This is a genomic window from Tenacibaculum holothuriorum (genome assembly GCF_002120225.1).
Classification (GTDB): domain Bacteria; phylum Bacteroidota; class Bacteroidia; order Flavobacteriales; family Flavobacteriaceae; genus Polaribacter; species Polaribacter holothuriorum.
This window is the reverse complement of the sequence record NZ_LAPZ01000005.1, coordinates 179,591-203,763: the sequence shown is the minus strand read 5'-3', so window position 1 is coordinate 203,763 and position 24,173 is coordinate 179,591. Positions and strand designations below refer to the sequence as shown.

At 30.7% G+C, this 24,173-nt stretch carries 20 protein-coding genes; 9 read left to right on the top strand and 11 right to left on the bottom strand.

Going from position 1 to position 24,173, the window contains the following annotated elements; all coding sequences use genetic code 11:
* Window positions 1–58 precede the first annotated feature (58 nt).
* Window positions 59–2,257 (bottom strand): catalase/peroxidase HPI, encoded by a 2,199-nt coding sequence (katG, locus tag WH52_RS08445; protein WP_086030509.1) that lies wholly within the window; start codon window positions 2,255–2,257, stop codon window positions 59–61.
* Window positions 2,258–2,561: 304 nt separating this feature from the next.
* Between katG and WH52_RS08440 the strand changes: the two genes are divergently transcribed.
* The 5 genes from WH52_RS08440 to WH52_RS08420 all read left to right on the top strand — a co-directional run bounded on the left by WH52_RS08440 (window position 2,562) and on the right by WH52_RS08420 (window position 5,690).
* Window positions 2,562–3,203, top strand: a complete 642-nt coding sequence (locus tag WH52_RS08440; RefSeq protein ID WP_086030508.1) for a peroxiredoxin — start codon at window positions 2,562–2,564, stop codon at window positions 3,201–3,203.
* A 115-nt stretch (window positions 3,204–3,318) separates the two neighbouring features.
* Window positions 3,319–3,627 carry a thioredoxin family protein gene (locus tag WH52_RS08435; RefSeq protein ID WP_086030507.1) on the top strand — a complete coding sequence of 103 codons (309 nt, stop codon included), beginning with the start codon at window positions 3,319–3,321 and terminating at the stop codon, window positions 3,625–3,627.
* Between the two features lie 2 nt (window positions 3,628–3,629).
* Complete coding sequence (locus WH52_RS08430) at window positions 3,630–3,887, top strand: DUF6952 family protein (protein ID WP_086030506.1); 258 nt, start codon at window positions 3,630–3,632, stop codon at window positions 3,885–3,887.
* 141 nt (window positions 3,888–4,028) lie between these two features.
* On the top strand, window positions 4,029–4,445 hold the full coding sequence (locus WH52_RS08425; RefSeq protein ID WP_086030505.1) for a hypothetical protein: 417 nt from the start codon (window positions 4,029–4,031) through the stop codon (window positions 4,443–4,445).
* A gap of 276 nt (window positions 4,446–4,721) precedes the next feature.
* Complete coding sequence (locus WH52_RS08420) at window positions 4,722–5,690, top strand: oxidoreductase family protein (protein ID WP_086030504.1); 969 nt, start codon at window positions 4,722–4,724, stop codon at window positions 5,688–5,690.
* Between the two features lie 121 nt (window positions 5,691–5,811).
* On the opposite strand, the gene WH52_RS08415 is transcribed toward WH52_RS08420, so the two are convergent.
* From WH52_RS08415 to WH52_RS08380, 8 genes are all read right to left on the bottom strand, one after another.
* The gene (locus WH52_RS08415; RefSeq protein WP_086030503.1) at window positions 5,812–7,908 is read right to left on the bottom strand and encodes a helix-turn-helix domain-containing protein; all 2,097 of its coding nucleotides are present in this window, start codon (window positions 7,906–7,908) and stop codon (window positions 5,812–5,814) included.
* Between the two features lie 246 nt (window positions 7,909–8,154).
* On the bottom strand, window positions 8,155–9,738 hold the full coding sequence (locus WH52_RS08410) for a phytoene desaturase family protein (protein WP_086030502.1): 1,584 nt from the start codon (window positions 9,736–9,738) through the stop codon (window positions 8,155–8,157).
* 72 nt (window positions 9,739–9,810) lie between these two features.
* On the bottom strand, window positions 9,811–10,737 hold the full coding sequence (locus WH52_RS08405) for an alpha/beta hydrolase family protein (protein WP_086030501.1): 927 nt from the start codon (window positions 10,735–10,737) through the stop codon (window positions 9,811–9,813).
* Window positions 10,738–10,765: 28 nt separating this feature from the next.
* The gene (locus WH52_RS08400) at window positions 10,766–11,266 is read right to left on the bottom strand and encodes a cupin domain-containing protein (protein ID WP_086030500.1); all 501 of its coding nucleotides are present in this window, start codon (window positions 11,264–11,266) and stop codon (window positions 10,766–10,768) included.
* Window positions 11,244–11,426 (bottom strand): hypothetical protein, encoded by a 183-nt coding sequence (locus WH52_RS08395; protein ID WP_086030499.1) that lies wholly within the window; start codon window positions 11,424–11,426, stop codon window positions 11,244–11,246. Before WH52_RS08395 ends, WH52_RS08400 begins: the two co-directional genes overlap by 23 nt.
* The gene (locus tag WH52_RS08390; RefSeq protein WP_086030498.1) at window positions 11,419–12,861 is read right to left on the bottom strand and encodes a sodium:solute symporter; all 1,443 of its coding nucleotides are present in this window, start codon (window positions 12,859–12,861) and stop codon (window positions 11,419–11,421) included. Before WH52_RS08390 ends, WH52_RS08395 begins: the two co-directional genes overlap by 8 nt.
* A 110-nt stretch (window positions 12,862–12,971) precedes the next feature.
* Entirely contained in the window at window positions 12,972–13,556 is a 585-nt protein-coding gene (locus tag WH52_RS08385; RefSeq protein WP_086030497.1) for an NAD(P)H-dependent oxidoreductase, read from the bottom strand.
* 83 nt (window positions 13,557–13,639) lie between these two features.
* Window positions 13,640–14,467 carry a peroxiredoxin family protein gene (locus WH52_RS08380; protein ID WP_086030496.1) on the bottom strand — a complete coding sequence of 276 codons (828 nt, stop codon included), beginning with the start codon at window positions 14,465–14,467 and terminating at the stop codon, window positions 13,640–13,642.
* 52 nt (window positions 14,468–14,519) lie between these two features.
* Between WH52_RS08380 and WH52_RS08375 the strand changes: the two genes are divergently transcribed.
* The 4 genes from WH52_RS08375 (at window position 14,520) to WH52_RS08360 (ending at window position 18,510) form a co-directional block, all read left to right on the top strand.
* A complete protein-coding gene (locus tag WH52_RS08375) occupies window positions 14,520–15,791 on the top strand; it encodes a DUF2851 family protein (RefSeq protein ID WP_086030495.1) in 1,272 nt (423 codons plus the stop codon).
* A 26-nt stretch (window positions 15,792–15,817) separates the two neighbouring features.
* Window positions 15,818–16,495 (top strand): NUDIX hydrolase, encoded by a 678-nt coding sequence (locus tag WH52_RS08370; protein WP_086030494.1) that lies wholly within the window; start codon window positions 15,818–15,820, stop codon window positions 16,493–16,495.
* A 90-nt stretch (window positions 16,496–16,585) separates the two neighbouring features.
* The gene (locus WH52_RS08365; protein WP_086030493.1) at window positions 16,586–17,605 is read left to right on the top strand and encodes an SPFH domain-containing protein; all 1,020 of its coding nucleotides are present in this window, start codon (window positions 16,586–16,588) and stop codon (window positions 17,603–17,605) included.
* Window positions 17,605–18,510, top strand: a complete 906-nt coding sequence (locus WH52_RS08360) for an NAD(+)/NADH kinase (protein ID WP_086030492.1) — start codon at window positions 17,605–17,607, stop codon at window positions 18,508–18,510. Before WH52_RS08365 ends, WH52_RS08360 begins: the two co-directional genes overlap by 1 nt.
* A 32-nt stretch (window positions 18,511–18,542) precedes the next feature.
* Here the strand turns inward: WH52_RS08360 and WH52_RS08355 are convergent, their stop codons facing one another.
* Together WH52_RS08355 and WH52_RS08350 are read right to left on the bottom strand one after the other, a co-directional pair.
* On the bottom strand, window positions 18,543–20,996 hold the full coding sequence (locus tag WH52_RS08355; protein WP_086030491.1) for an alpha-ketoacid dehydrogenase subunit alpha/beta: 2,454 nt from the start codon (window positions 20,994–20,996) through the stop codon (window positions 18,543–18,545).
* Window positions 20,997–21,113: 117 nt separating this feature from the next.
* Window positions 21,114–23,849, bottom strand: coding sequence for a gluzincin family metallopeptidase (locus WH52_RS08350; protein ID WP_233131537.1), 2,736 nt, complete (start codon window positions 23,847–23,849; stop codon window positions 21,114–21,116).
* Window positions 23,850–24,173: the final 324 nt, after the last annotated feature.

The following is a 24,173-nucleotide window of genomic DNA, read 5'->3' as shown; positions in this document are numbered from 1 at the left end:
AAATAAAAAAGCTATTAGTTTACAAACTAATAGCTTTTTTATTTAACACCCTTTTCAGCTATAAATCAAATCGATCTAAGTCCATCACTTTAGACCAAGCAGCAACAAAATCAGTTACAAACTTTTCTTGCGCATCATCAGCACCATATACTTCAGCAATGGCTCTTAGTTCAGAATTAGATCCAAAAATCAAATCAGCTCTTGTTCCTGAGAATTTCATTGCTCCCGTAGCACGATCTCTACCAATAAACTCTTTATCACTAGTGCTTGTTGCTTTCCAAGTAATAGAAAAATCTAAAACATTGGTAAAGAAATCGTTGGAAAGTGTACCTATGTTATCAGTAAATACCCCAAGTTTAGAACCGTCGTAGTTAGTGCCTAAAACTCGTAGACCACCTATCAAAACAGTCATTTCTGGAACTGATAATGTCAATAAATTAGCCTTGTCTACCAATAGTTCTTCCGCAGCAACATCCAAATTAGCTTTTACATAATTTCTAAATCCATCCGCTCTCGGCATTAAATAATTAAAAGAAGTAATATCTGTTTGTTCTTGCGAAGCGTCTCCTCTTCCAGAAGTAAAAGGAACGGTTACTGAATGACCTGCATTTTTTGCAGCTTTTTCAATTCCTACGTTACCACCTAATACAATTAAATCGGCGATAGAAACCGTGCCACTAAAATTACTTTGAATGTCTTCATAGACAACCAATACTTTCGTTAATTCTTTAGGGTTGTTAACTTCCCAATCTTTTTGAGGAGCTAAACGAATACGCCCACCATTGGCGCCACCACGTTTGTCAGAACCTCTAAAGGTAGAAGCTGATGCCCAAGCCGTAGTAACTAATTGAGAAATACTCAATCCCGAATTTTTAATACTCGATTTTAAACTTGCTACTTCCGTATCAGAAAGCGTATTTCCTTTTGGAATTGGATCTTGCCAAATTAATTCTTCTTTAGGAACTTCTGGACCTAAGTACAAAGCTACAGGTCCCATATCACGATGGGTTAATTTAAACCAAGCTCTTGCAAAGGCTTCTTCAAAAGCTTTATGATCTTTATGGAAACGTTCAGAGATTTCTCTATAGATCGGATCCTTTTTTAAAGCCATATCTGCTGTAGTCATCATTAAAGCTTGCTTTCCGTTAGGATCTCCAGCTTTAGGAGCCATTCTAGCATCTGAAGCGGCAGTCGGTGTCCATTGATGTGCTCCAGCTGGACTTCTCGTCAATTCCCAATCATAGTTTAGTAGTACGTCAAAATAATCATGATCCCATTGGGTTGGATTTGGTGTCCAAGCTCCTTCAATACCACTGGTAATAGCGTCGTCTAAAACTCCAGAACCAAAAGTATTTTTCCATCCTGTACTCATTTCTTCAATCGGAGCTCCTGCTGGTTCCGCTCCTACATACTTATCAGGATCAGCAGCACCGTGTGCCTTTCCAAAGGTATGTCCACCCGCTACCAAAGCAACGGTTTCTTCATCGTTCATCGCCATACGACCGAAAGTTTCGCGAATGTCATGTCCAGAAGCTAGTGGATCTGGATTTCCATTAGGCCCTTCAGGATTTACATAAATCAATCCCATATGTACAGCTCCTAGGTCACTTTCTAAATCCCCATCCTCATAGCGTTCTTTATTTCCTAACCATTCCGTTTCATTTCCCCAATAAATGTCTTGTTCTGGTTCCCAAACATCTTCACGTCCACCTGCAAATCCAAAGGTTTCAAAGCCCATAGATTCTAAGGCGCAGTTTCCAGCAAGAATCATTAAATCTGCCCAAGAAATTTTATTTCCATATTTCTTTTTAATTGGCCATAATAATAAACGAGCCTTATCTAAGTTTCCATTATCTGGCCAGCTATTTAATGGTGCGAAACGATGCGTTCCCGTTCCAGCACCTCCACGTCCATCACCTACACGATAAGTTCCGGCACTGTGCCAAGCCATACGAATCATTAATCCACCATAATGCCCATAATCAGCAGGCCACCAATCTTGAGAATCGGTCATTAAGTCGATTAGGTCTTTTTTTAGTTCTTCGTAATTAATACTATTAAAGGCAGCAGCATAGTTGAAACCAGTTCCCATTGGGTCAGATTTTGTAGCATTTTGTCTTAGAATATTCAATTTAAGTTCGTTAGGCCACCAGTCTCTATTTCTGGTTCCTCCACCTGCAGTATGCTTTTGGGTTCCACCCATAAAAGGACACTTAGAAATATCTCCTGAAGATGTATGTGGATTTGAATCTTTCATAATTTGTTGTTTTTTAGGTTGTTGCTCCTCAAATTTACGATAAATCAATCAATAATTTTTATCTATATTTTTTATTATAATATAACTTTTTATTATTTATAACTTTGGTTTTTTGTTTACCTAACTTGTTTTTAAGGTTTTAACTATAAATATTTACATAATTTATAGTTTGGTTTTGGTAGTATTGATATTTTCTATTGAAGAATAAGAAAATATTTTTGGTTTTACATTTTTAAAAGCAATAAAGAAGATACATTTGTCCCTGTTAAAAAGAACATAATTAATAATCATAAAAAAATAAAAGATGGCTACATTAGTTGGTAAGAAATTTCCAAATTTAAGCGTTGATGCAATGAATGAAATGGGAGATACGTTTAAATTAAATGTTTTAGAAGAAGCAGTTAAGAACAAGAAAAAGGTATTATTATTCTGGTATCCAAAAGATTTTACTTTTGTGTGTCCTACAGAATTACACGCTTTTCAAGCTGCTTTAGGTGAGTTTGATAAGAGAAATACAGTAGTAATTGGTGCTTCTTGTGATACTCCTGAAGTACACTTTGCTTGGTTAAACCAATCTAAAGATAACGGAGGAATTGAAGGTGTAACATACCCATTATTAGCAGATAGTAACCGTAACTTATCTTCTATCTTAGGTATTTTAGATATTTCTAACGAAACATATGATGAGGCTACTGGTACTGTACAAGTAGAGGGAGATAACGTAACATATAGAGCTACATATATCATTGACGAAGAAGGAACTGTTGTACACGAAGGTGTAAACCACATGCCAATTGGTCGTAACGTAAACGAGTACCTACGTTTAATCGACGCGTATACACACGTACAAGAAAAAGGTGAAGTTTGTCCTGCAAACTGGGAAGAAGGTAAAGAGGCTATGAAGCCAAATGCTAAGTCTACTGCAGAATATTTAGCTGCAAACTAATAAAACTAAATTCGTGTGAAACGAAAGGAGTAGCACGAATTTTACTTCTACTATACTAACATTAGTATATCTTTTAGGGATTTTTTTACTCCTAATTAACTTTAAAATTTAAATCATGGTACAAGAATTAAATCAAGACAATTTAGCACAAATTGTTTCCGATAATAAAACTGTAGTAGTTCAATTTTCAGCAACTTGGTGTGGAAACTGTAGAATTATGAAACCTAAATTCAAGAAGTTGTCTTCTGAAAATGAAGAAACTGTATTTGTAATTGCTGATGCAGAAAAATTTCCTGAAAGTAGAAAATTAGCTACAGTAGATAATTTACCAACATTTGCAACTTTTGTAGATGGTAAATTTGTAAACCAAGTGCAAACTAACAAGTTTGATGTTTTAAAAGAATTAGTAAACGAAGTAATTTAATTATGAAATTACCAGTAATTAAACATTTAACTTCTTTCATAGAAGAGAACGATCAAGACTATGTGTTAGAAACTATTGAGACTTTAGAAGCATTAACAGAAGTTCCGTCGTTAAAAGACGAGGAATTAGATGTTATTGGTGAATTAATTTCTAACATGTACGGAGCGATAGAAGTTTCAAAAATGATAAAAGAAGGAACTCCTAAAAAAGAAGCGTTAAATAATTTTATGCAACGTGTTTTAGGATCGATTGATAAGTAATTAAAATTACATTTTAATACAGTATATAAAGTCTAAGTTATTATTGAGAGCTTAGGCTTTTTTTATTTAAAGACTGATAAATATCATATGCTAGCAGTAGCTTATTATTTAGTTTTGAGTATAGAATTTAAATAAATAAGTATGAGTAGCGTAGAGTTAAATCAAGGAGAAATAAAAGTAATTTTAGATAAAAATAATACTGGTAAATTATCTTTTGCTGAATTAGGAATTACAAAAGAAAGTAATTTTTTAGAAGGTGGATTGTTACGTTTGGTTTTTGACTTTAAACAAGTGAAAGATCATAATTACTTTAAGGTACCTACAGTAGAGGTTTTTTATGAAGAAAACATGTCTGAAACACATTGGATTTGTGAGTTTAACGGAAAAACAATTTTAGATAAGTTAGATCATCACGGTCATTCTACAGTGTTATTATTAAACAGAAAAATATTAAGTGATTTAGAACAACATCACGAAAATGAAATGATAATTCATGCTGAGTTTCCTAAATCGGCAAACTTAAATTTAGACAAATCATATATACATTTTTTTAAGTAAGATTATTGAAATTGTATATATAGTTAAGTGAGAGAAAAGAGAGAATTTTAAAATTCTCTCTTTTTATTCGTCTAAACTCAATTACCATTTATCGAAGTAAAAGTACCTTTCGTCTAAAATTTATTAAAGTAATTGTAATAGATAGGTACATTTACAACAAGTTTAAAATTGTTTTGCATTTTTGTAGAACTTATAAAAAGAATTGAAGTTCGCTGGGGGGCTGCTTCTTTTCTTTTTTATTTTATACTACTTTCGCTATTGTTATATAGCAATTTTATGAATCCCAATTTTACCGACTACTTATTAAAAGTAACACAAGCTACGCAATGCAATGAGGCTGAAGTTATACAAAGCTTGTGGAGTGGTTATGGTAAAATTTCTCGTTATATAGTACACAATTCTAACTTACAAACAGTTGTAGTTAAGTTTATCGATTTAGATAAAGCTACACAGCACCCAAGAGGATGGAATACCAATTTTTCTCATCAACGAAAAGTAAGATCCTATCAAGTAGAAACGAATTGGTATGAGCAGTGGAGTAAAAAATGTACTATGGATTGTAAAATTCCTAACCTCATAGGTTCTTATACTGAAGGAAATAAACAATGGATTGTCTTAGAAGATTTAAACAAACACTATCCTTTACGAAAAGCACAAATTACCTTAGATGAGGTAAAGGTTGTGTTAAAATGGTTAGCCAATTTTCATATACAGTTTTTACATCGAAAGCCAACTGGATTATGGAAAGTAGGGACTTATTGGAATTTAGAAACGAGACCCGATGAGTTACAGCAAATGGAAGCTTCTCCACTTAAAGAAAAAGCTTACGAGATAAATACTATCTTAAAAAATTGTAAGCACCAAACTATTGTACATGGCGATGCGAAGTTGGCAAACTTTTGTTTTGCTAAAGATGGTGAAAAAGTAGCTGCGGTAGACTTTCAATATGTTGGTGGTGGTTGCGGAATAAAAGACGTAGCCTATTTCTTAGGAAGTTGTATGTCGAGCAATGAATTAGAATACCACGAAGCAGAAGTGTTAAACTACTATTTTTCTGAATTACAAAAAGCATTTAAAACCACTCAATTCTCTTTTCCTTTTACGGATTTAGAGAACGAGTGGCGAAAATTATACCCTGTAGCTTGTACCGATTTTATACGCTTTTTATCAGGTTGGATGCCAACTCACCAAAAAATAAATGATTATAATCGAAAATTAGTTGATGAGGTTTTAAGGGAGTTGTAATGATCTTGACTATTAATTATTGCGTGTTTTGGTACTTAGATTTTAAGCATGAAACTTAAAATAAGAAAGGGTTTACGGATTAAGTAAAAAGAATAATTTATAACAACAGTAGAATTAACTATTATTTGTTTTCTTTTTTCTTGATTTCATCTATTAGTTTTAGAATTGTGTTAATAAATCTAACTCCCTTATCAGAAATAAGATAAACCTCTTTTTTCAAAGCTCGACTAGCTTCATTATCATGTTCGATTAATCCCTTTTCTATTAGTTTGTTAATCATAGTGTTAACTGATGACTCGCTTTTGTCAAGTGCACTAGCAATTTTATGAATACTTACAATTTTTTGATATCCATTTAAATAATCTAGGATTAAAAATTCTGTAAAAGACAGCTTTTTAATTCTTTTATTTTCAATAGCTCGTAATCTTTCTCTTACTTCTTCACTTGATAACGTAACTTCACATAGAACAGATTTTCCTTCATCCAAGCAGTCTGGACATCTCATTTTAAATGCTTTTAAAGTTTTAAGCATTTCGTATGAAAACTCGTGATTATTTGGGCACTTTATTAATTGAGTTTTATTAAAATAATCAGAGATAAGAATGTTCATATTGAACCTAGCTTGAGTAAAATACTTTATCAACCTTGAATTATAAGCTCTAGCAAAATTTAAATTATGTGTTTTACATAATCCGTAATCCAGTGAGTATAAGACTGATATGTTGTCGTTGTTGTCATTTATGTTATTGTAAGTAGTTAGAAAACCATTAAGCTCTAAATTATCTAATAAATTAGAAATTTCTTTATTTACAACAAAGTGATTAGTTGGTTTCCCTTTTATTCGTGTTCTAATAGATGATGATGAGTTTGTTTTTTGCCTTTTAATAATATTGTTTAGTAATTGATATTGATGGTTATTTGAGATTTTGTCTTTAAAAGGCTTTGTGACAAATTGATTTGCAATAAAATATTTTTCAATTACATCAGAGTAATACCTTTTTGAAGCATTTTCAATAGCTTCTTTTGAAATTTTTACATCATGTATTAAGCAAGATTCGTAACAATATGATAATAAAAAACCTATTTTACGAGGAATATTGAAAGAGGTACTAAAAAGAATATCATAAATTTCTGATTCATCTATAGAAAAGAATTTTTCCCAATTATTATTTGGAAAAAATAGATGCAACCTTTTTTTAATTAATCTTTTTGTATAATCTAAAGCCAAAGTTTCCATTTTGGTAATATTAGCTTGTTTTTCAAATGTGTAAAAAGCATCAAAAAAATCAAGTGAAATCTCATCAATTTTTGAATTATCTAATTTCCCGTAATAAAACCTATTTGGATATATAGCTATTTTAAATTTTACAAAATCATCAGATAAATTATTTAGTGGTGATATGAACCAATCCATAAATACTTTTTGTGATTCTTCGTCAATTTCAGAATAATCATCTAGGAAGATATAGAGGTGATCAATATTTAAAATTTCTTTAATAGATGTAAGTTTACTAATTAAGCTTTTTTTTATATCTAAATAGGTGACAAGGCTTGTTTCAAATTCTGATTTGATTGAGCTTCCCTTGGTTAATGAGCCTTCGATACTCATTTTTGGTGTTGTAGAAATATTAATATTACCTTTTACAGACTTTTCTTTGTCTTCTTGGTTTGAAAGCTTATAGTTAGTAATTAACGAAGCATCCACTTGCTTTGTTACGTCTGAAATTGACTTTTCGATTTCATCCAGCTCTAGATTTATTTTATCTATTTGTTCTTTATCGAAACCTAATATTCTTTTCAGTATTGATACTTGAACAAAGTCATCCAATCTATTCTTAGTTTCTAGTACTATTTCTTTAATTAAGTTGCTGAATAATAGATATTTTTGAAGTTCTTTACTTACGCTTTCTATTTCTAAAGGAATCGTTGGAGTTGAATTATCGTAAAGTGATTTAACATCAATATAAATAGATATACATTTATTATTTGATATTAAGTCTTTTTGAGATTTTTGAAATATTGTTGACTTTCCTGTACCTTTTCTTCCTACAAGAATTGTAGTTCTAGGTAGGTTTAATTTATTGATAATTCCATTGTTGGGTAATAAATCAGTATAAATGTCATCTATGTTTCTATCGTCAATAAAATCTTCTATTCTTGTTTTTCTTACTAATTTTAAAGACTCAGCAAAGTCAAGAAATCTTTCTTTATTTTTCATAGTCTAATATTGTGATTAACTTGTTTATATAATGAATAAAGAGCATTGTTATAGATCCAAAAAATGGAGAATACAGTATGTATATATAACTTTGTGACTCTAATAAAAAAATGAGCTTCCGAATGTAGTGTAAGTGAAAAATAAAATATTACGGGAATCCGTAGAAAGAGTAATTTTATAAAAAATAAAAACGTACTTAAACAAATAAGCTAAATACGTTTATAGTATTTTAAAAAAGAAAGTTATTTAAATAACTTTCTTTAACATGTTTTTTCCTGTAACAGCTGTGGCAGATAAAATACCAGAAAATAAGGCACCACCCACACCTGCAGTAACAATATCTTGTCCTGTTAAATAAAAGTTTTTAATCGGTGTTTTAGGTTTTAAAAATGGTTGTCTAAAACGAGAGGGACTGTGATCGAGTCCGTAAATTTCTCCTTTTTCGTAATTCACAAAATGCTCTGTAGTTAACGGAGTAGAGAGTTCATAATAACTTACTTTACCTTCTAAATGCGGTAGTTGTTTGTACAATTCTTGTAATAAACGTTGTGCAATTTCTTCTTTAATACGTTCGTATTCGTCACCGCGTTTTTTCCATAAAGAACCTTTCCATTGTTCAAAAGTTTCATAAGGCAACAAGGTAATAATATCTATAGAGCTTTTTCCTGGGTAGCGGTTTAACCAATCGGGGTCTTTAGCACAAGGAAACGACATATACACCACAGGAAATGGCTGCGATAAATCGTTTACATAATTTTCTACACAAGTATCATGATCTCCTTTTTCTGGATATACCCAATAATTGGTTGTAGGTATTTTTAACTCTTCGGGAGTTCCTTCTAAACCAATATACAAACTTACATGTGCTACCGATGGTTTTACTTTTTGTAATTGCTTTTTTAATTGAAATTTTTCTACAATTTGTTGCGGTAATAATTTGTTGTAAGTAGTAATTAATCCTGCATTACTAATAATGTTTTTCGCTAAGAAATGCTTGCCATCTTTCATTTGTACACCTGTAGCTTTTCCGTTTTTAATGAGTACTTCATCAACTTCTGCACTTACTAAAATGGTTCCACCAGTAGCTTCAATTACTTTGTCAATAGTTTTAGCAATTTGCGAAGAGCCACCGATAGGAAAACTTCCTCCATCAAAATAATGACGTGCTACTGAGGCGTGCATAGAAAAACTACTTTGCTTTGGTGGTAATCCGTAATCACCATATTGACCCGTAAGTACTTTAATTAGTTCTTCATTATCGGTGAGTTCCCGAAGTACTTCGTAGGTAGTTTTATCGGAATATTTATGAAAAGGTTTACGTAAATATCCGCCTATAATCCTATTTGAAAAAGGTGATAAAGTTTTACTGATATAATAGTTTTTGCTGGCTTTTACAGCATTAAAAACCGTGTCTACATATTTGTGAATGGCTTGTTCTTCTTCTGGGAAATAGGCAATCATTTGTTGTTTAAAGTTTTTTATGCCTTTTACAAAATCGTACTGCTTGTCGCCAATAACAATTTTGTCATAAACTTCACCCATATCTTGCCATTTCAATTGCTTGTCGGTTACATAATCAAACAACTTTTTTAAGATGCTTTTTTCACGTTGTACATCCCCTATATAATGAATTCCTACATCCCATTCGTAACCTTTGCGTTTAAAAATATGCGTAAATCCACCTGGAGTATAGTGGCGTTCGAGTACCAATACTTTTTGACCTTCTTTGGCAAGAATTGCTGCGGTTGAAAGTCCGCCCATTCCAGAGCCAATAATAATAGTATCGTAATTTTCTTGTAGTGTAGGTTTCTTTTTATAGGATTGAATCATAGTATTAGGGTAGATTAAGTTCCTAAGATACTAGATATAATTTGAATAAAAAACGGTGAGATAAAATAGGTTTTAAAGATGCTTTTTAAACCAATTTATAACTAAACTATCTACTTTTTTTCTATACTTTGTTAATCCATGATTTCCTCCTTCAAATACCTTAAGTTGATGAGGTATTTTATATTCCTCCAATTTTTTAGAAAGTTTTATAGAGTTAGCTACAGTTACTCTTTTGTCAGAATCTCCGTGAAGTATTAGCAAAGGAACGTTTTTAGGAAGTTTATCAACAAGATAAATCGCTGACCTTTTTTTTAGTTCTTCCTCTTTATTTTTCCAATAGTTTGGGATTAATTGAGCGTATACACCAGCTTCCATTTTTGGTCTATTGATAATTGTTTTATCGCTAGGAGCACCTCCAGTTACAGCTGCTTTTATCTGGTTAGTTTTTGTTAAAGCTAAGTAAGTCATCATACCGCCACGACTCCAACCATACATGCCTATTTTTGTACTATCAGCTTTAGGAAGTTCTTTAACAACTTTAATTAAGTTGAGTACATCATTCAGGTCATTACCACCAAATTCATCATTACCTTCACTCTTTCCACTACCTCTGTAGTTACAACCAATAATTATAAAGCCTTCATTAGCTATTTTTGAAAACATTGGATTTAGAAAGTATCTGTTTTTTTGAGGAGTTAAAGATAAAGCACCATAATTTCTATTCCCTCCTCTATTAAATATAATAACAGGATATTTTCCTTCTTTTTTAGGAAATGCTGCATAAGACTGAATTTTTAATCCATCACTTAAATAAGTGATTTCATATAAGTTTACTTTTTGTAAATATTGAAATTTTGGTTTGAAAACCTTTTTCTCAGTATCTTGAAATAAACCATTATAGTTTTTCCAATCAATTTTTTCCTTTTTTATGATTATAGACTTTTGGGCGTAACAAGAAATACTGATTAAAATCAGAAATTGTAGAATAAATCTTTTCATATAGCAATTCAATTTGTAACTAAGATTTTTAATGATGCGTTAACTTAGTTATAATAGCTTCGTGTTGTGGGAAGAGTGTGATTAACGTTTCTCTTTTTGGTAAAACAAAATCATTGAAATCAAATCCCGGAGCTACGGTACAACCTGTAAAAGCATAGGCGTTTTCTGCTTCCACTTCTGCAGCAAACCAATAACCCGCGGGCACTACAAATTGAGGCTGTTCGTTTTGTTTTATATCATTTCCTATAAGTACAAAAGAATAGTCTCCTTCTGGAGAAATCATATGTAGTTTTAAGGTACGTCCTTTATAAAAATGCCAAATTTCATCTTGGTTGATTTTATGAAAAGCTGAAAACTTTTCAGAAGTCAATAAAAAGTATATCGATGTTGAATAATTTCTATTTCCTACAAATTCTGGAGGTAAATGTTCGTTTTGGATAATTCCGTTACTTCTATAAGTTTCTTTAAAATATCCACCTTCTGGGTGTGCGGTTAAATCAAATTGTTTAATGATTTGTTGTGCTGTCATCTTTTGGTTGTTCTTTGGCTTCGTTGGCTTTCTTAATAATAGCTTTTAATCGCTCTTTATTGCGTTGTTTTTCTGTACGAAGCTTGTTTTCTTTTTGCTTCATCAAACGAGTATGCTTCGCTTTGTTTACCGTATTTTTTGCTTTTCCTTTTTTAGGCATCTTTATTCGTTTTAATAGCTAATAATCCTAAGAAAGTCAATGCTCCATTTAAGATTAGTACAAAGAATCCGAAGTCAAATCCTAAACTGTTTTTACTATACACGCTAATTAAATAGGTAAGTACTGGAGCTACCAAACAAATAATAGGAACTAGTTTGTCTTTTACATTGAGTTCGGTAAATAGTCCAAAGGCATATAATCCTAATAAAGGTCCGTAGGTATACCCTGCAAACTGGAATATTTTAGCAATTACACTGGCATCAGCAATAAAATATTTGAATATTAAAATTGTAGCAATTAGGATGAACGAAAATAACACATGTATCTTTTTACGAATGGCTATTTTTTCTTGCTCGTCTTCTTTTTTATCAATTTCTAAAATATCAATACTAAATGATGTTGTTAACGAGGTTAAAGCACTGTCGGCACTTGAATAGGCTGCGGCAATTAACCCTAATAAGAAGAATAGAGAAGTAGCAATACCTAAATCGCCACTCATCGCAATAGTTGGGAATAAATTGTCTCTATGTGCATCAATTCCATTAGTTGCTGCATAGTCGGTTAGTAAAACTCCTAAGGCTAAAAAGAAAAAGTTTACAATTACTAGGACAATAGTAAACCAAAACATGTTCTTTTGGGCATCTTTTAAATTGCGACAGGTTAAGTTCTTTTGCATCATGTCTTGATCTAACCCGGTCATTACTATAGCAATAAAAGCTCCTGAGAAAAATTGTTTCCAAAAATAACTTCCTGCTTTTACATCATCAAAAAAGAAAGTTTTAGATAAATCATTATCGGCAATATAGGAGAATAAACTGTCTATTTGCATTGCATCTTTAATCATTACAATACAAACACCTACAGCAATCAGCATGAATAAGGTTTGCAAGGTGTCTGTCCATACAATAGTTTTAATTCCCCCTTTAAATGTGTATAACCAGATTAGTAAAATGGTAATGGTTACCGTTACCCAAAATGGAATTCCGTAAGCATCAAACAAAATTAATTGCAATACATTGGCTACTAAAAACAAACGAAAAGCAGCTCCTACAGTTCTTGATAATAAGAAAAAAGAGGCTCCTGTTTTATAGGAATATCTTCCAAAACGATCTTTTAAATAAGTATAAATAGAAGTTAGGTTGAGTTTGTAATAAAGCGGTAATAATACCAATCCGATTACAGCATATCCTAACACATATCCTAACACCATTTGCATATAACCCATTTGCTGACTCTCTACCCAACCTGGTACAGAAATAAAGGTTACACCAGAAAGAGAAGCCCCAATCATACCAAAGGCAACTAAGTACCATGGTGAGGAGTTGTTGGCTTTAAAAAAGGTGTTGTTGTTAGCAGATTTACCAGTGATGTACGAGATAAGAATTAATACACCAAAATAAGCTAAAATAAGTAGGAGTATATGTAATGGTTGCATACAATTAAATTATGAATTACGAATGTACAAATTTCTCATTCGTAATTCATAATTTAAGAATTCTAAGAAAGCTCGATAATGACTTCTTCGGTTTTTCTACGAACCTTTTTTCAGTCTTTCATATAATCGTCTTCAGCTCTAAATCCAACCGGTAATACTAATACCGATGTTAAGTTATGTTGGTCTAAACCTAAGATTTCGTCGTATTTTGCAGGAACAAATCCTTCCATCGGACAAGAATCAATTTGCTCATTAGCTGCTACCGTCATTAAATTTCCTAAAGCAATATAAGCCTGATTTTTATTCCAACTACTTAATTCTTCTTGAGTTTTACTGGCTACTGAAGAAGAAAGCATTTCTTTAAATGGGTTTAAAATTTCGTCAGGAGTATTTCTAATATTTTTCACTAAAGCAAAGTAGCTTTCTACTTCTTTTTGAGTAAACTCTTTTGGAATACATAAAACCAATACATGTGATGCTTGGGCTACTTGGGCTTGATTCCAAGAGTGCTCTACCAATTGTTGTTGTAACTCTTTGTTTTGAATTACTACCATTTTTACAGGTTGTAACCCATAAGAAGTAGCTGTTAAATTAAAAGCTTCTTTTAAAATGTTGATTTGTTCTGCAGAAAGTGATTTATGTTCGTCAAATTTTTTAACAGCATAACGCCATTGTAAATTTTCTATGCTATTCATATGTTATTATTTTGATGCAAAAGTACTACAGACAATTAGAAATTGAATGTTAACATCATTGTAAAAATTGATGGCCCTATTGATTAGCCTTTATAGTTGTCAATAATTCGTAAGAAAGTCTCTGGTTCTGGTCGTACACGATAATTATCTGTTAGGTCTGCAAAGATGATTTTATCGTTTTTATCGGTAATAATTACAGTAGGTAATACTACATCCGATTCATATCCTAATACTTGAAAACCTACAGGAAGTCCGTTTTTATGAATGATTTTTAATTGTTTGGCAACTTTGTTGTCAATATCTCTCAAAAAATGAAATGGGACTTGGTGTTTCTTTGCTAAACTCTTGGTGAACTTATGAGGCTGAGAGCTTATTAGTAGCATATCAATATTTCTCTTTTCAAGTTCTTTATATTGTTGCACTACTTCTTTTATTTGTGCCATACATAAAGGGCACCAATTACCACGATAGAAAATTAATATCTTAAAATCACCAGTAAAAGAGTTGCTATTAACCATTTCTTTATTGGTGTTTTCAAGAGAGAATTCAGGCAATTTTTTTCCGAAATCTAATACCGACATATCTCTTGAGTTAAAGGTAGAGTACCAAGTTAAATAAGCTAACCAGCCTAAAGCAATGGAAAGCGGAATTAATAAAGAGTCCCAGTTGAAATCTAGTAAGTTTAATGTAAAACCTATGCTTATTAAAGCAGAGTAAAACGTTAATGTTTTGGTAGTTCTGGCGACTGGTTTTATAAAGAGCATTAAGAAAAATGATACTACTGAAATAGAGGAGAGGAGGAGTCCGATACTATGTAAAGTAAAATTATTTTTTAGTAGTGTGTTTATAAATATAACTAGCGAATAAACTGGGAAAGCACTAATAAATAGGGATTTAATGATATTTTTCATAACTTAAAAGTCGAGAAAATTTGTGTGAATTTACAATAAAAACTCAATTGTTATGAAAGAAGAATTCTTACATTTTTTATGGAAGCAAAAGCTGTTTAATTTTAAAGATATACAAACGGTTAATGGTGAGTTCGTTGAGGTATTAAAAACTGGCGAAATGAATAAAAACTCAGGTCCCGATTTTTTAAATGCTCAATTAAAAATTGATAATCAGATTTGGGTAGGTAATGTTGAGATTCATGTAAAATCTTCTGATTGGTATTTGCATCAACATGAAATAGATGCTAATTACGATGCTGTTATTCTTCATGTGGTTTGGGAGCATGATACTGAAGTTTTTATGAAAAATAATAAAGCGTTACCAACATTGGTTTTGAAGGATTATATTCCAAAAGAATTGTTAGAAAACTACCAAAACTTATTTTCAAAAAAAGAAAAATGGATTCCTTGTGAAAATCAAATTTCTGAAGTTGATTCTTTCTTAATGAATAACTGGTTAGAGCGATTGTATTTTGAGCGTTTAGAGAATAAATCAATTTTGATTAAAGAGTTACTAGAAGAATCAAACAATGATTTTGAAGCTGTTTTATTTCAACTGTTAGCGAAGAATTTTGGATTAAAAGTAAATGGAGAAGCTTTTTTACAACTATCTCAATCTTTTGATTTTTCTATTCTAAGAAAAGTTCGTTTTGAAGAACAAACATTATCCGCTTTGCTTTTTGGACAAGCTAGGTTTCTAGACGGTAGGATTGAAGATGAATACTTTTTGAGTTTACAAAAAGAGTATGAGTATTTAAAGCATAAATATAAGTTGTCTCCTATTATTAAAGGGAATTTTCAGTTTTTTAGAATGAGACCAAATAATTTTCCTACAATTCGATTAGCACAGTTAGTTGCTCTGTACCATAAACGAACTAATTTATTTAGCGATGTAATGAGTTTAAATAAGTTAGATGATTTTTATGACTACTTTTCTGTAGAAGTAAATGATTTTTGGAAGAGACATTATACGTTTGAAACCACTTCTAAAAAATCGACTAAAAAACTCACAAAATCGTTTGTAGATTTACTGATTATCAATACAATTATTCCTTTAAAATTTATGTGGTTAAAAAGTAGGAGTAAAGAAGTAAATGAAAGTTTTTTGAGTTTATTGAAGGAAATAAAACCCGAAAAGAATGCTATTATTTCTAAATTTTCAGATTTAAAAGTTATTTTAAAAAACGCTTTTGAAACACAAGCGCTATTAGAGCTTAAAAATAACTATTGCGCATTAAAACGTTGTTTAGAATGCGCAATAGGAAATAAGTTGTTAAGAAATTAATTACTTTTGCGTAAAGACTACGCATAATGAGTGACCAATCTATTAGACTTTCTGTTGATGCCGTTGTATTTGGATATGAAGAAGGAAAAACTTCTGTATTATTAATAAAAAGAAAATTTAATCCATTTAAAGGCGAATGGGCTATTCCTGGAGGTTTTGTTAAGGAGAAAGAATCTTTAGAAATGGCTGTTGAAAGAGAGCTTTTTGAGGAAACAGGAGTTAAGATAAATTATTTAGAACAGCTGTATACATTTGGAAGCCCTACTAGAGATCCCCGTGGTAGAGTTATTTCAGTTTCTTACTTTGGATTAGTAAAACCCAAAGCATTTAAAATTTTAGCATCAACAGATGCTGAGGAAGTTAAGTGGTTTAGTATTGAGAATTTACCTAAATTATCTTTTGATCATGAAACTATTTTAAAATTTGCTATAAAACGATTACAAGGAAAAATCGTGTATGAGCCAATTGGGTTTGAATTACTAGAAGAGAAATTTCCTTTTTCTGATTTAGAAAAGCTTTATACGACACTTTTAGGGAGAGATATAGATAGAAGAAATTTTAGGAAAAAAATAATTAAGCTGAATGTATTAGATGAACTAGAAGAAAAAATTTCAAAAGGTTCAGGAAGACCAGCAAGTCTGTTTAAATTTAATAAAAAGAGGTATTTCCAATTAAAAAAAGAGGGTATTGTATTTGAAATTTAATTAATTTGTGTAAAAAAAACACAAATTAATTTGTTTGAGTTTTAATATGTTTTATATTTGTGTCATTAATACACAAATAAATTTAATGTTATGTTAGGAATAAACTATATCAAATTCGATTCAATGAATTATGTAATTCATTATAAAAATGGAAGTGTTAAAAAGGAGGGAAGAGGGTTAGCTTTTTTTTATTTTTCTCCAAATTCTTCAATTGTGTCAATACCAATTCAAAGTAATGATTTTCAATTTGTGTTTAAAGAAACTACCAAAGATTATCAAGAGGTTACTCTACAAGGACAAATCACATATAAAATTGAAAATCCAAAGCAGTTAGCAGAAACACTAGATTTTACAGTAAATGCTAGAAAAGAATATATAAAAAACGATTATGAAAAAATTCAACAAAGAATTATTAATGAAGCTCAGACAGCAAGTGCATCTATAATTCAGCGTTTAAATTTAAAAGAAGCGTTAAGAAAACTTGAGGAAATAGAAAGTGAAATCTTTAGCAATGTTCAAAAATCGAAGACAGTTCAAATGTTAGGTTTAGAAGTTTTAAGTGTTAATGTGCTAGGTGTTACACCAAGTCCAGAAATGGCTAGAGCTTTAGAAGCACAAACAAGAGAATCTTTACAAAAAGAAGCTGATCAAGCAGTGTATGAACGTAGAAACTTTGCAGTAGAGCAAGAAAGAATTATTAAAGAAAGTGAATTAAATACTGAAATAGCTGTTGAAGAAAAGCATAAGCAAATTGTAGAGAAGAAAATGGAAACTGATGTGGTTAAGCAAGAAAATGAAAGGAAATTAAAGGAAATGGATATGGCTTCTAGTATTTCTTTAGAAGAAAAGAAAAAAGAGTTAATTGATATTCAAGTCACAAATGAAAAAAAAGAAGCAGATATGAAAGAGTACGTATTAAATGCAAATTTAAAACCATATAAAACTCTAGATTGGAAAACTCTTATGGCTATAACTAATACAGGTAATGATGCAGGAAATAATATAGCTTTAGCATTTAGAGAATTAGCTGAGAATGCAGATAAGATTGAAAATTTGAGTATAACTCCTGAATTATTAGATTCAATTGTGAATAAGAGCAAAAGACAATAATGGATTTTGAAAAAGCAATAATAATAAGAGATAAAACGAGGCTTGAGCAATTAATAGAAAGATTTAATTCTAAAGCTCAGGCTAAGTTTTATATTGAAAGTTCTGGGGGTGATTTTAATTTTTTTGAAGAAGAACATGATACATTTTATGTGTCTCTTTCAGTAATTAAAGATTCTATCTCTAAATTATTTAAATATAAAATAATTGATAGAAGTTTTTTATCTACATATATTTTTACAGAAACTGATTTAATATTTGTTATTGGACAAGATGGTTTAGTTGCTAATACTGCAAAATATGTTAAAGGCTTTCCTATTGTTGGAGTAAATCCAGATAAAAAAAAGTATGATGGTGTTTTATTAAAACACTCTCCAAAAGATATAAAAATACTCTTGAAAAGTATTTTGAAAAGAGAATTTGAGGTGAAGAAAGTTACAATGGCTCAAGCTAAATTAAATGATGGGCAAACTTTATTAGCTTTTAATGATTTTTATATTGGAGCAAATTCTCATGTATCTTCAAGGTATGAAATAGAATTTGAAGGAAAAAAAGAGATTCAGTCTTCTAGTGGAATAATAATATCAACAGGAGCAGGTTCAACAGGATGGTTGAGTTCTATATTTAATATGGCTAATAATATTAGTGGTGGTTATGATAGGGCTAATTTAGATTGGGCAGATGATAAACTAGTTTTTGTAGTTAGAGAACCTTTTTTAAGTAAAGTGACAAATATTGATATAGGTTTAGGAATAATTACAAAAACTAAAAAGTTAAAGATTAAATCTAACATGCCAACTAAAGGAATTATTTTTAGTGATGGAATAGAATCAGATTTTTTAAATTTTAACTCTGGGAGTTTAGTAGAGATAAGTATCGCAAAAGAAAAAGCAAGTTTAGTGATATAAAAAATCCCAAACTCAAAGTTTGGGATTTTATTTTAATATAAACTCTTAAATTTTTGAGGATTTGCTTCATGCATAATCTCATAAACTTTTTCGAAAATATCTTCAGCAGATGGTTTAGAGAAATAATCTCCATCGGTACCATAAGCAGGTCTGTGTGCTTTTGCAGTTAAGGTTTGTGGTTTGCTATCTAAATGACGATATCCGTTTTGGTTTTCAACAATTTCTTGTAATAAATATGCTGACGCTCCACCAGGTACATCTTCATCTACCACTAATAAACGATTTGTCTTTGCAACCGATTTTACTGTATCGTGATTAATGTCAAACGGTAATAAACTTTGTGCATCAACAATTTCAACATCAATACCAACTTGAGCTAAATCTTTAGCAGCTTCTTCTACAATTCTTAAGGTAGAACCATAAGAAACTATAGTAATATCTGTTCCTTCTTTAATAGTTTCAACCACACCGATAGGAGTTTTAAAATTCCCTAAGTTAGTTGGTAACTCTTCTTTTAAACGATATCCATTTAAACATTCTACAATTAAAGCAGGATCATCACTTTCTAACATAGTGTTGTAAAAACCAGCAGCTTTGGTCATGTTTCTTGGTACTAAAACATGAATTCCACGAATGTTGTTAATAATTCCACCCATTGGAGAACCAGAATGCCAAATACCTTCTAACCTGTGACCACGAGTACGAATAATTAACGGAGCTTTTTGCTTACCGAAAGTACGGTAACGAAGTGTTGCTAAATCGTCACTCATAATTTGTAAAGCATATAATAAATAATCTAAATATTGAATTTCTGCAATCGGACGTAAACCACGCATTGCCATACCAATACCTTGACCTAATATTGTTGCTTCACGGATTCCAGTATCAGAAACACGTAACTCACCAAACTTTTCTTGTAATCCTTCTAACCCTTGGTTTACATCACCAATATGACCAGCATCTTCACCAAAAATTAAGGCATCAGGATGTTTTTTAAAGATAGCTTCAAAATTATCACGCATAACAATACGCGCATCTACCATATTTTTTTCTGAAGCATAAGTTGGAGCTTCAGCTTTTATATTTTGAGCAGCTTTATCAGATTCGCTTAATAAGTGTGCAGAATATTTAACAGCTGCACTATCAATAGCGTTTTTAATAAAATTTTGTAACTCTATTTTTTCAGTAAAGTTTTCTTCATTTAAATGACGTAAACTTTTACGAGCTGCCACTAAAATATCTTTTCTAATTGGCTCAGATATTGAAGCTAAATCGTTTTTATATTTGGTAATAAATGTACCATTGCTGCTTTTTTGTGCTACTCTATCTAATAAGTCGATAGCATTTGCTACTTCAGCTTTAATTTCATTCGTAAAAGAACTCCAAGCATCGCGTTTTGCTTTACTAACTTCTTTTTTAGCTTCTTTTTCTATGCTTAATAATTCTTCTTCAGAATCTACAAATTTTAAGGTATTACCGTTTTCATCTTGTAATTCGAATTCTAAAATCCATTTACGCATTTGAGCAATACAGTCAAAATCTTGTTCCCATTGTAAACGCTCTTTTGATTTATATCGTTCGTGAGAACCTGAAGTTGAATGTCCTTGAGGTTGCGTTAATTCTTTTACGTGAATTAATACAGGAACGTGTTCTTCTCTTGCAATTTTAGAAGCTTTATTATAAGTGTCGATTAATTCAACATAATTCCAACCATTAACAACAAATATCTCGTATCCGTTATTGTCACTATCACGTTGGAATCCTTTTAAGATTTCAGAAATATTTTCTTTAGTTGTTTGGTGGCGTGCATGAACCGAAATACCGTATTCATCATCCCAAACGCTCATTACCATTGGTACTTGTAAAACACCAGCAGCGTTTATGGTTTCAAAAAATAACCCTTCAGAAGTACTTGCATTACCAATTGTACCCCAAGCAACTTCGTTTCCTTGGTTAGAAAAGTTGGTGTGATTTTCTAATCCTTCAACTTTTCTGTAAATTTTTGATGCTTGAGCAAGACCTAATAAACGTGGCATTTGACCAGCGGTTGGAGAAATATCTGCTGATGAATTTTTCTGAGCAGTTAAGTTTTTCCAATTTCCGTTTTCGTCTAAAGAATGCGTAGCGAAATGTCCACCCATTTGACGACCAGCAGACATTGGCTCTATGTTAATATCTGTATGAGCATATAAACCAGCAAAGAATTGTTGCGGAGTTAGCTCACCAATGGCCATCATAAACGTTTGATCGCGATAATATCCAGAACGAAAATCTCCGTTTTGAAAAGCTTTAGCCATTGCTAATTGAGGCACTTCTTTACCGTCACCAAAAATTCCGAATTTAGCTTTACCTGTTAAAACTTCACGTCTTCCTAATAAACTACATTCACGACTAACACGAGCAATTCGGTAATCGTTTAAAACTTCATTTTTAAAATCTTTGAAAGAAAGTTGTTGAGTGTTAGTAAGTTCTGCTTTTTCTGCCATTGAAATGATTTTTTTGATCCTATGCAAATGTACGTTTTTTAAATGAAATTTAAAAATTAGGCTTTTTATTGAATAAATCGCAAAAAAATAAAAATAAAGAAGCTTTTGTTGAGTATTTTATAAAAATCCTCGACGAATAAAATTATAAATAGCAGTAAGATTTGTTGTTAGTACAAATCGGATTTTTTTAGGGTATGCATGCTGGCTAATTTCCCAACCATTATTTGAGTAAATAGGAAAGTATAACTCTAAAATATTTGGCACAAAATTTAAACGTATTCCGTTTTCGTAAGCGAAGTAAATATTTTGATTTCTGTTTTTTACAAAAGCAATGTCATTGTATAATTCCATCCAACGCCAAAGTCCTATACTTGAATTAAAAGCAACCATATATTGATTGGCAAATCTTACCGGAAGTTTTGATTTAAAACCTCCTTCAGCCATAATAAACTGTTGACTGAAAAAACCAGAATCTTCAGAGCGTCCTAAATAATTAAGCTGAAATAAGTAATCGTTTGCTCTATCTAAACCAAAGCTAAAAAAATCACTATTAGTATTGTTGTAAATGAAAGCTCCTGCATAAGCTCTTAACTCTAAACGTCTGTCATTTCCTGTTAAAACACGATATCTAAAATCAGCAATAAGTTTTCCAAATTTATCAGCTAATTGTGTACTTAAGCTATATTGAGTTCCCCTAATAATATTTCGATGGTTTCTAAAATAACTAATGTTTAAAATACTGTATTGGTCTTCATCTGATTTCGCTTGTCCCACAGGTATTTCTCGATTAATAGTACTTAGACTAAATGTTAAGTTTTTAGCGCCAACATCTCTTAAAGAATTTCGTTTAAACTGAATTTGAACATAAGGACTAAAAGAGGTGTATGCTAAATCTTCATTATAATGCTGATAAACACCACCAACACCGTATATGGTTCGATATACTTTGCTTTTAGGTTTAGCAAAGTCGTTATAAAGAATGCTAAAACCTCCAGTTAATGATTCACTTCTAGTAGCATACGATGGAGTTAAGTTGATTTCTAAATTACGAGCAATAATTGGGCGGTTGTGTAATTTCATTACAAAAATGGCACCGTCATACAGATTGTATCGTATTTCTGGTTGAAAATAAATTTGATTGTAATAAGGATCTTCTACATCTTTTATTAATCGGAATTGTAGTGGTTTATTAAAAATTCCGTTTTTAAGACTTTTTAAATTATCTAAAGTATTGTATTCTGGGTATAAATTTTCATAATTTAAAGCCAATCGATTAAAGTTTCCTTTAGGAATAGTAAATGTCTTTGTAGAATCGATTCCTTTTAACCATTTCTTGAAGCTTATACTCTTTTTGTTTAATCCATAAAGAGCAATTGGAGCTGTTATATTTCTTTTATTTTTTATAGTGAACTGTATGCTGTCACCTTTTGTTTTAACCTTTTTAATGGTGTAGTCAATTTTTTTACTTGTCTTAATATAATCGCCAAAAAACCAATTTAAATCTTTATCAGTTTTCTTTCTAAGAATAGTTTCAAATTGAGAGCTTGAAGAAATTTTAGATTTATTTTTATTGAAAAACTCCTTAATAGAGTTATTTAAAATAGAATCTCCTAAATAGCCTTTGAGATATCGTAAACCTAAACCAGCTTTATATTTATTAACCAGTTTTCTATTAAAATTAGATAAAGAATCTGACCTTGTTGTTAATGGTTGGTCTAAAAACTTTCGTGTACTAAATTGATATACAAAAGGGTATTTATCGTTAAAATTAAGTTTAGAAAAATTGAATGAACGAATACCCCAAACTTTTGAAAGTTTTCCTAATAATTTTACATTTGGATAATACTTTTTAGCGTATTCCATCATTACATAAGTTTGAATACCGTCTATTAACCAATAATCTGTTCGTCTATTTAGTAATAAAGTATTGTCTAAATATTTTTTGGTAAGAGCTTTTAACATAGTCATATCCCAAAGAAATTCATCAGGAAACGGGCTAAGAAATTTTGGAAGTTGATTTAAACCGTAAATAGGGTTTTTACTTTGTGTGGCCTTATCAACTAAAATATCGATGTTTGGATATTTTCCTAAAACAGATTCGATAAAATCTAATTCTCTTTGAACTATTTTGGTAGAAGGCTGGTATCCGATTTTCTCATTAAAAATATCAGTTTTAATAAGTAAGTTTTTGGTTTTTATAGCCTTAAAATCTCTTTTTTTGTTAATGTTTAGTATAACATCTGCTTTTTTATTTCCAATCAAATAAAACTCATTGTAGCTTTTTTGTTTTAATTCTGATTGATATAAATTACTCGTAACATGATAACCTTTGGGAGTAATAAGTTTAATGTTGTAATTTGAAGCATCAATGTATAAATCATCCATGTTTAAATTACTCATTAGTTGCCATTTGCTTTTAAAAATAGCAGGAGCCATGTACCAGTATCTAAGATGGTATCCTATTTCTGAATATCCATAATTTGTGAACTTTGCATTAGGGATTTTTACCGTATAGGTAGCAGATATAACTAAGCTGTCTTTTGGTAAAAGAGGTTTGTTGAGTAAAACTTCAATTATGTCAGATTGATTTTTTAATCTTTGAAATGAAGTTTGTTCAAAATTTACAGTTAAATTTTTTATAGAAGTAAAGCCACGTTCTTCTTCTTTTGAAAAATAGAGCTCTTTTTTATAATCGTCAATAAACCTTTCTGAAAGTGGTGTGTTTCTATCCTTATAACTATTAGCCCAATCATGTAAAAAAATAGAAGTAAGTTTTTTGTCAGACTTGTTATAAAAAACAGTTTTTTGTTGAATATTTAAGCTATTTAAAGAGTCGTTGAGTTTAACAGTCATTGTAATAGCATTTTGTTGTGCAAAAGCTTGACTTAATATGCAAACTAAAAAAAGTGCTATTACAATTTTAAATTTCAATTTCTATCTAAAAAATATATGTTTTCAATTTTTGGTTCTTAAGAAAGTTAAACCGTTGGTAAAGTACTAATTTTAAATTGAAATTCTATTTGATTTTATATTAGTTTTTTTTAACTAATAGATTAGATGTAAGCTTAGTGCTTAAATTTCTTTGTTAAACAAAAAATATCTTTTTTAGGTAGAAGGAAAAATAAAAAAAAGTTAATTCTGATTTATCTATGTAAATAAATCTTAGAATTAACTTTT